A 7,993-nucleotide genomic window follows, 5' to 3' on the forward strand; every position below is an offset into this window, starting at 1 on the left:
CGCACGCTGCTGATCTGGCCCTACGCGGTGGCGCCGGCGGTGGCCGGCGTGCTGTGGCTGTTCATGTTCGCGCCATCGATCGGCATCGTGTCGTACGCGCTGCGCAGCTTCGGCGTCGACTGGAACCACCTGCTCAACAGCGGGCAGGCGATGACGCTGATCGTCGCCGCCGCGGTGTGGAAGCAGATCTCCTACAACTTCCTGTTCTTCCTCGCCGGGCTGCAGAGCATCCCGAAGTCGCTGATCGAGGCCGCGGCCATCGACGGCGCGCGCCCGTGGCGGCGCTTCTGGACCATCCAGTTCCCGCTGCTGTCGCCGACCACCTTCTTCCTGTTCGTGATCAACGTCGTCTACGCCTTCTTCGACACCTTCGCGATCGTCGATGCGGCCACGCAGGGCGGACCGGGCAAGGACACCGCGATCCTCGTCTACAAGGTCTACTACGACGGCTTCAAGGCCATGGACCTGGGCGGCTCGGCGGCGCAGTCGGTGGTGCTGATGGTGATCGTCATCGCGCTGACCGTCGTGCAGTTCCGATTCGTGGAAAAGAAGGTCAACTACTGATGGGCGCCGCTCATGGTTGAACGCCGCCCCACCCTCGGCATCCTCGCGCATGCCGTGCTGATCCTCGGCGTGCTGGTGGTCGCCTTCCCGCTGTACGTCACCTTCGTCGCCTCGACGCAGACGGCCGACCAGATCGTGCAGGCACCGATGTCGCTGCTGCCCGGCAGCCACCTCGTCGAGAACTACCTCGCCGCGCTGCAGGGCACGGCGATGGGCGCGGCCTCGAACGCGCCGGTGGGCCGCATGATGCTGGTCAGCCTGATCACGGCGCTGGTGATCGCGCTGGGCAAGATCGCGATCTCGCTGCTGTCGGCCTTCGCCATCGTCTACTTCCGCTTTCCGCTGCGCAACGTCTTCTTCTGGGCAATCTTCGTCACGCTGATGCTGCCGGTGGAGGTGCGCATCGGGCCGACTTACGAGGTGGTGGCTGGCCTGGGCATGCTCAACACCTATGCCGGCCTGACGGTGCCGCTGATCGCATCGGCCACCGCCACCTTCCTGTTCCGCCAGTTCTTCCTGACCGTGCCCGACGAACTGGTGGAAGCCGCGCGCATCGACGGCGCCGGCCCGATGCGCTTCTTCAAGGACGTGCTGGTGCCGCTGTCGGCCACCTCGATCGCGGCGCTGTTCGTCATCCAGTTCATCTACGGCTGGAACCAGTACCTCTGGCCGCTGCTGGTGACCACCGACGAATCGATGTACCCGGTGGTCATCGGCATCAAGCGCATGATCAGCGGCGGCGACGCCGCCACCGACTGGAACATCGTGATGGCCACTGCGATGCTGGCGATGATCCCGCCGGCGCTGGTGGTGCTGCTGATGCAGAAGTGGTTCGTCAAGGGCCTGGTCGACACCGAGAAATAGAAGAAGGCAGTCCGATGGGAGCGATCAGCATCCGCAACGTCGTCAAGCGCTACGGCAAGGGGCCGAAGGCGAACCAGGTGATCCACGGCGTCAACGCCGAGATCGACGACGGCGAGTTCATCGTCATCGTCGGGCCCTCGGGCTGCGGCAAGAGCACGCTGCTGCGCATGGTGGCGGGACTGGAGGAGATCAGCGACGGCCAGATCGCCATCGCCGGGCGCGTGGTCAACGATGTGGAGCCGAGCGACCGCGACATCGCGATGGTGTTCCAGAACTATGCGCTGTACCCGCACATGTCGGTGTTCGAGAACATGGCCTACGGCCTGAAGATCGCCAAGGTGCCGGCGGCCGAGATCGAGGCGCGCGTGGCCAAGGCGGCGGGCATTCTGCAACTCGAGCCCTACCTCAAGCGCAAGCCGCGCGAGCTCTCCGGCGGACAGCGCCAGCGCGTGGCCATGGGACGCGCGATCGTGCGCCAGCCGGAGGTCTTCCTGTTCGACGAGCCGTTGTCGAACCTCGACGCCAAGCTGCGCGCGCAGACGCGGCTGGAGATCCAGAAGCTGCATGCCGAGCTGGGCGTCACGTCGCTGTTCGTCACGCACGACCAGGTCGAGGCGATGACGCTGGCGCAGCGCATGATCGTGATGAACGCCGGCCGCATGGAGCAGATCGGCACGCCGGCGGAGGTCTACGCCGTGCCGGCCACCACCTTCGTGGCCGGCTTCATCGGCTCGCCGCCGATGAACCTGATCCGCGGCGTGGCCGACGGCTCGCGCTTCACGGTGGATGGCGCTCAACTGCCGCTGCCGGCTGCCGCGCCGCGCTCGGGCGAGCTGATCGTCGGGCTGCGGCCGGAGCATTCGTCGCTCAAGCCGGCCGGGGCGCTGGGTTGGCCGTTCAAGGTGGAGACGACCGAGATGCTCGGCGCCGAACGCCTGATCCATGGCCTGGTCGGCACCCAGGCCTTCACCGTGCGCGTGGATGCCACGCTGCCGGCCCCGCGCAACGGCGACACGCTGACGCTGCAAGGTGCGGCGGAGCAATTGCACTGGTTCGACGCTGCGTCGCAGCAGCGCATCGGCTGAGATGGCGACGAACGGCGACTGGCCCTACCCGCTGTGGATCGCCCACCGCGGCGCCGGCAAGCTGGCGCCGGAGAACACGCTCGCGGCCTTCCGTGTCGGCGCATCACATGGCTACCGGGCCTTCGAGTGCGACGTGAAGCTCAGCGCCGACGGCGTGCCCTTCCTGCTGCACGACGCCTCCCTGCAACGCACCACGCCCGAGCGCGGCACGGCCGGCGCGCGGAGCTGGGCCGAGCTGTCGCGCCTCGACGCCGGCGGCTGGCACAGCCGCGCCTTCGCCGGCGAGCCGATCCCGAGCCTGGAGGCCATCGCCGCCTACGTGCTGCGCAACGGCTTCGCCCTGAACATCGAGATCAAGCCCACGCCCGGCCAGGAGCCGGAGACCGGCCGCGTGGTGGCGCGCGAGGCGGTGCGGTTGTGGGCGGCGAGCCGCCACGCGCCGGTGGCGCCGCCGCTGCTCAGCTCGTTCCGCCCGGAGGCCCTGCAGGGTGCGCGCGAGACCGCGCCTGAATTGCCGCGCGCCCTGCTGCTCGACACGCTGTGGAGCGGCTGGTTCGACATCGCCCGCGCGCTCAAGGTACGCGCCTGCGTGACCAACTATGCCGTGATGGACGAGGCGCTGATCGCGCAGTTGCATGGCGCCGGCCTTCGCGCGCTCGTCTACACGGTGAACGACCCCGCCGAGGCGCAGCGGCTGCTGGAGCTCGGCATCGACGGGATCATCACCGACGCGGTGGATCGATTCTCGCCGGGCGAGTCACTTCGCGACTGACAGCGTCAGCCGCTCCTCGATCCCGCGCACCCGCGCATACACCCGCGTGCTGCGGATCTCGCCCGAGGGCGTCAGGCTATCGCCGCGCAGCAGCGCCTCGAGCGTGAAGCCGGCACGCTCGGCCACCTTCCAGCTCGCGCTGTTGGCATCGTCGGTGCGGATCTCCACGCGCCGCGCGGCGAGGTGGTCGAAGGCGAAGCGCGCCAGCGCCCGCGCCGCCTCGGTGACGTAGCCCTGACCGCCGCAGCCGGTACGCCGCCAGTAGCCGATCTCGAAGCTGCGCAGCGTCCAGTCGATGCGGTGCAGGCCCGTGCCGCCGAGGAAGCGGCCCTCGCGGCCCATCACGTCGCGCTCGAAGATGAACAGCACCAGATCCTCGCGCAGCAGGTAGCGCGCCTGCATACGGCGGCAATAGGCCTCCGAGTCGTCGAGGCTCTTCTCCACATGCGCCCAGGGCATCCAGGGCTTCAGCTCGGCGCGCGTCTCGCGTTCGGCTTCGTTGACCGTCGGCCCGTCGCCGGGGCGCGGGCAGCGCAGGATCAATCGCTCGGTCTCGATGCGTTCGGGCACCTCGATCAGCACGGGGTCCATGTCCTTGTTCTCCCTGTCGGTCAAGTCGTGGTCTGCGGGGCGATGCCGGCGGACTCGGCACCGATCCAGTCGTCATCGTGTTCGGGCTTCGGCAGCTCTCGCAGATCGGCGATCACGCGCACCTGCGAGGCCACGCCCGCCAGCAGCAGCGCCGTGCCGCCGGCAAAGGCCAGCGAGGCGCGCAGGCCCACGTGTTCGCCCAGCCATCCACCGAGCAAGGCACCCGGCGCGGCGGGGATGAGGATGAGCCAGCGCATCGTGCTGGTCATGCGGCCGAGCAGCGGCTCGGGCGTCACCGCCTGGCGCAGCGCCAGGAAGTTGATGAACACCAGCACGGCACCCGCCGAGAACATCAGCAGCATCAGTGCGAAAGCGGCCACGCCGAAGCGGTTGGCCGGCGCCAGCGCGAGCATCGACCAGCCGGCACCGCAGACCGCAAAGCCCAGCGTGAGGCAGCGGCCCGGCCCGAGCCGCTGGCTGATGCGGTTGCCGTACACGCTCGCGACGATCGTGCCCACGCCCATGCCCATGTAGCTCAGGCCCACGGCCTGCTCCGACAGGCCCAAGGTGCGCGTGGCGAAGAGGATCTGCACGACCAGCGCCGCGTGGTGGCACATCTGCCACACCCCCACCGCGCAGGCCAGCGCCATCAGCAGCCGATGGCCGGCGACGAAGCGCACGCCGGCGCGCAGGTCGCGCCAGAAGTGCGCATCGGCACGTGGCCGGCGCTCCTCGTTGACGACGATGCCGCGCAGGATGCCTGCAGACACGATCAGCATCAGCGCATCCACCAGCAGCGCCAGCGGCGCACCGACGACCTTGATCAGCGCGCCGGCGAAGCCCGGGCCGGCCACCTCGGCGCCCGAGGTGGCCAGGGCGTTCTTGGCATGCGCCTCCACCAGCCGGTCACGCGCCACCACCTGCGTCAGCACGATCTGCGCCGCCGAGCCCGCGGTGGTGTAGACGGTGCCGATCACGAAGCCGACCACGTACAGCCAGGGCATGCTCAGCCAGCCCATCCACCAGGCCAGCGGCACGCTGGCCACGACGAAGGCCAGCATCGTCTCGCCGATCACGTAGACCGGCAGCTTGCGCACGCGGTCGAGCCACACGCCGGAGGGCAGCGAGAACAGCACGAAGGGCACGATCTCCATCGCTGTGAGCAGGCCCATCTGCGTCGGCGTGGCGTGCAGCAGCACGGCCGCCGTGAGCGGCAACGCGAGCATCGTCACCTGGCCGCCGAAGGAGCTGATCAGGATCGAAGTCCACAGCCGGCGGTAGGTGGCCTGGCGCAGCAGGTCGTGGCGCGGCAGGGCGTCGTCCAGCCAGCGCTTGAAGCGCATCAGCGCGCTCTGTCTCAGACTCAGCAGCCATGGCGTCATGGTTGCGTCCTCCCGTTGTCTCTCGTCGGGTGCCGGTGGGCGCCCTGGTGGGCCGGTGGGCCCGGGGTGGCGAGGGAATCGAAGGCCCCGATTCATCCCGCCGGATCTCTCGGCGGGCGCCTCGGTGGAGGCAAGGGGCCGAGAGGACTAGAAGCCGGCGAACACCCGCGGAATCGGGCGGTTCGCGGCACACGCAGCTGCCGGGAGGGCGACTGGTTTGCGCGATCGGGATGCCGATGCCGACCACGGCATGCCCGACGCAGCGGCGCCGGTGCCGGCGTTGTGCGTGAGGTGGATGGCGTGGTTCATGGTGCGCTCGATGGGGTGAATGGCCAGGATGCTAGCAGTGCCGTGCGTGACTGGGCAACGTGGCAAACGTGGGGGGTGGCCCGGCGCGATACCGCGGGTGGCGGCGCATCGGCCTCGCGCCGGCGCGCTTGCCGGCGGCACGATGCCCGGCGCAGCATGCACGCCATGCACTCACCGATGACATCGCCGAAGCCGGCGGCACTCGCCCCGCATGTCGGGCCGCGGGCCTGGATTCTTCTTGCGCTCGCGGCACTGCTCGCCGCGGCGCTGTGGATCCACGGCCCGATCCCGCAGTGGGACAGCTACCACCACTTCGCCGATCGGCGCGCCTGGCTGGCGATTCCCAATGCCGCCGACGTGCTGAGCAACCTGCCGTTCGCCGTGATCGGCGCGTGGTGGCTGTGGGCGATGCGCGGGTTGCCGCGCACGCCGGCCACGCCGGCCTGGCGCGCGTTCGCCGTCGCCCTCATCGCCACGGCGGCGGGCTCGGCCTTCTACCACTGGGCGCCGGACAACGCTTCGCTGGCCTTCGACCGGCTGCCCATCGCCTGGGCCTGCGCGGCGCTGACCTGCGCCTTCCTCGCCGAACGGGTGGACGAGCGCTGGTCGCGCAGCGGCGTGCTGGCCGGGGCGCTCGTGCTGGCCAGCGCATCGGTCGCCCTGTGGTGGTGGAGCGAGGCCGCAGGCCGCAGCGACCTGCGCGCGTACCTGTTCGTGCAATTCCTGCCGATGCTGCTGGTGCCTGCCGCCTTGCTGCTGAGCCTGCCGAGGCGCTTCGCGGCCGCGGCGCCCGATCGTGCCTGGTGGGGCGTGCTGCTCGGCTACGCGCTCGCCAAGGCGCTGGAGGTGGCCGACCACGCCGTCTTCGAGCACCTGGCCTGGCTGAGCGGTCACACGCTCAAGCACCTCGCAGCCGCCGGTGCCGCGCTGTGGCTGGTGCACGGCGCGTGGCGCGCCGCTCGGGCCAATCAGCTGCGGTAGTCGGCGTTGATCTTCACGTAGTCGTAGCTGAAGTCGCAAGTCCAGACGGTGGCCTGCGCGCTGCCGCGGTTCAGGTTCACGCGCACGGTGATCTCGGCTTGCTTCATCACGCGGGCGCCGTCTTCCTCGCGGTACTCCGGCCGACGGCCGCCGCGGTGCACCACGTGCACGTCGTCGAGGAAGAGGTCGATCAGCGACTGGTCGAGGTCGCCGATGCCGGCATAGCCCACCGCCGCCAGGATGCGGCCGAGGTTGGGGTCGCTGGCGAAGAAGGCCGTCTTCACCAGCGGCGAGTGGGCGATCGCGTAGGCCGCCTGGCGGCATTCGTCTTCGCTGCGGCCGCCCTCGATGCGCACGGTGATGAACTTGGTCGCGCCTTCGCCGTCGCGCACGATCGCCTGGGCGAGCTGCTGCGACACCGCGATCAGCGCCTCGCGGAACTGCCGCGCCTCCGCCGATTCGAGCGCCGTGATCGGCGCATGGCCGGCGCGCTGCGTGGCGATCAGCACGAAGGAATCGTTGGTCGAGGTGTCGCCGTCGATGGTGATGCGGTTGAACGAGTGGTCCGCCGCCTCCTGCACCAGCGACTGCATCAGCGCCGGCGCGATCACCGCATCGGTGGCGACGAAGCCGAGCATGGTCGCCATGTTCGGACGGATCATGCCGGCGCCCTTGCTGATGCCGGTGATCGTCACGGTCTTGCCGCCGATCGTGACCTGGCGCGACGCCGCCTTGGGCAGCGTGTCGGTGGTCATGATCGCCTCGGCGGCCAGCGCCCAGTTCGCCGCCTTCGCGTCGGCCAGCGCGGCCGGCAGCCCCGCCTCGATGCGATCGTTGGGCAGCGTCTCCATGATCACGCCGGTGGAGAACGGCAGGACCTGCTCGCTCTTCACGCCCATCAGGCGGCCGAGCGCCGCGCAGGTCGAGCGCGCGCGAGCCAGGCCATCGGCGCCGGTGCCGGCATTGGCGTTGCCGGTGTTGACCACGATCGCGCGGATGCGCTGAGCGGCCGCCAGGTGCTCGCGGCACACCTGCACCGGCGCGGCGCAGAAGCGGTTGCGCGTGAACACGCCGGCCACAGCGCTGCCTTCGGCGAGCTTGACCACCAGCACGTCGCGGCGGTTGGCCTTGCGCACGCCGGCCATCGCGACGCCCAACTCGACGCCGGGCACGGCATGCAGTTCGTCGGGATTCGGGGCGCTCAGGTTGACGGGCATGCAGGCCTCCGCGCGAAGGGTCGGTCGATCAGGCCAGCTTGCCGTGGCACTGCTTGTACTTCTTGCCGCTGCCGCAGGGGCAGGGATCGTTGCGGCCGACCTTGGGCACCGCAGCCGCCACCGTGGCGAGATCGGGTTCCTCGGAAACCGAGCCGTCCTCGTTCGGATGGGTGTAGGTCACGTTGCTGATGCGCTCGGCCTGCTCCTCGATCGCCTCGGCCGCCTGCA

The 7,993-nt window shown here is 69.9% G+C and carries 10 protein-coding genes; 5 read left to right on the forward strand and 5 right to left on the reverse strand.

The features are described 5' to 3' along the window. The 4 genes from AB7U92_RS17335 to ugpQ all read left to right on the forward strand — a co-directional run. On the forward strand, positions 1-564 hold a 564-nt coding region (locus AB7U92_RS17335), incomplete at its 5' end, for an ABC transporter permease subunit (protein ID WP_428579619.1). 12 nt (positions 565-576) lie between these two features. Further along, positions 577-1,428: a sn-glycerol-3-phosphate ABC transporter permease UgpE gene (ugpE, locus tag AB7U92_RS17340; RefSeq protein WP_428579621.1), complete on the forward strand. Its 852-nt coding sequence runs from the start codon at positions 577-579 to the stop codon at positions 1,426-1,428. Between the two features lie 14 nt (positions 1,429-1,442). Next, on the forward strand, positions 1,443-2,513 hold the full coding sequence (locus tag AB7U92_RS17345) for a sn-glycerol-3-phosphate import ATP-binding protein UgpC (protein ID WP_428579624.1): 1,071 nt from the start codon (positions 1,443-1,445) through the stop codon (positions 2,511-2,513). 1 nt (position 2,514) lies between these two features. Then, positions 2,515-3,285: a glycerophosphodiester phosphodiesterase gene (gene ugpQ / locus AB7U92_RS17350; protein ID WP_428579627.1), complete on the forward strand. Its 771-nt coding sequence runs from the start codon at positions 2,515-2,517 to the stop codon at positions 3,283-3,285. Here ugpQ and AB7U92_RS17355 read toward each other — a convergent pair. The 3 genes from AB7U92_RS17355 to AB7U92_RS17365 all read right to left on the reverse strand — a co-directional run bounded on the left by AB7U92_RS17355 (position 3,271) and on the right by AB7U92_RS17365 (position 5,567). Continuing rightward, positions 3,271-3,876, reverse strand: coding sequence for a GNAT family N-acetyltransferase (locus AB7U92_RS17355; protein WP_428579630.1), 606 nt, complete (start codon positions 3,874-3,876; stop codon positions 3,271-3,273). The genes ugpQ and AB7U92_RS17355 overlap by 15 nt on opposite strands. Positions 3,877-3,896: 20 nt before the next feature. After that, positions 3,897-5,258, reverse strand: a complete 1,362-nt coding sequence (locus AB7U92_RS17360; RefSeq protein WP_428579633.1) for an MFS transporter — start codon at positions 5,256-5,258, stop codon at positions 3,897-3,899. 147 nt (positions 5,259-5,405) lie between these two features. Continuing rightward, a complete protein-coding gene (locus tag AB7U92_RS17365) occupies positions 5,406-5,567 on the reverse strand; it encodes a hypothetical protein (protein ID WP_428579636.1) in 162 nt (53 codons plus the stop codon). 177 nt (positions 5,568-5,744) lie between these two features. On the opposite strand from AB7U92_RS17365, the gene AB7U92_RS17370 reads away from it, so the two are divergent. Next, entirely contained in the window at positions 5,745-6,548 is an 804-nt protein-coding gene (locus tag AB7U92_RS17370) for a hypothetical protein (RefSeq protein ID WP_428579638.1), read from the forward strand. Here the strand turns inward: AB7U92_RS17370 and argJ are convergent. Then, entirely contained in the window at positions 6,536-7,765 is a 1,230-nt protein-coding gene (gene argJ / locus AB7U92_RS17375; protein WP_428579641.1) for a bifunctional glutamate N-acetyltransferase/amino-acid acetyltransferase ArgJ, read from the reverse strand. The genes AB7U92_RS17370 and argJ overlap by 13 nt on opposite strands. A 28-nt stretch (positions 7,766-7,793) precedes the next feature. Beyond that, a partial coding sequence (locus AB7U92_RS17380) for an SEC-C metal-binding domain-containing protein (protein ID WP_428579644.1) occupies positions 7,794-7,993 on the reverse strand: 200 nt, incomplete at its 5' end.

It is taken from the genome of Piscinibacter sp. (assembly GCF_050175855.1).
Lineage (GTDB): Bacteria > Pseudomonadota > Gammaproteobacteria > Burkholderiales > Burkholderiaceae_C > Piscinibacter.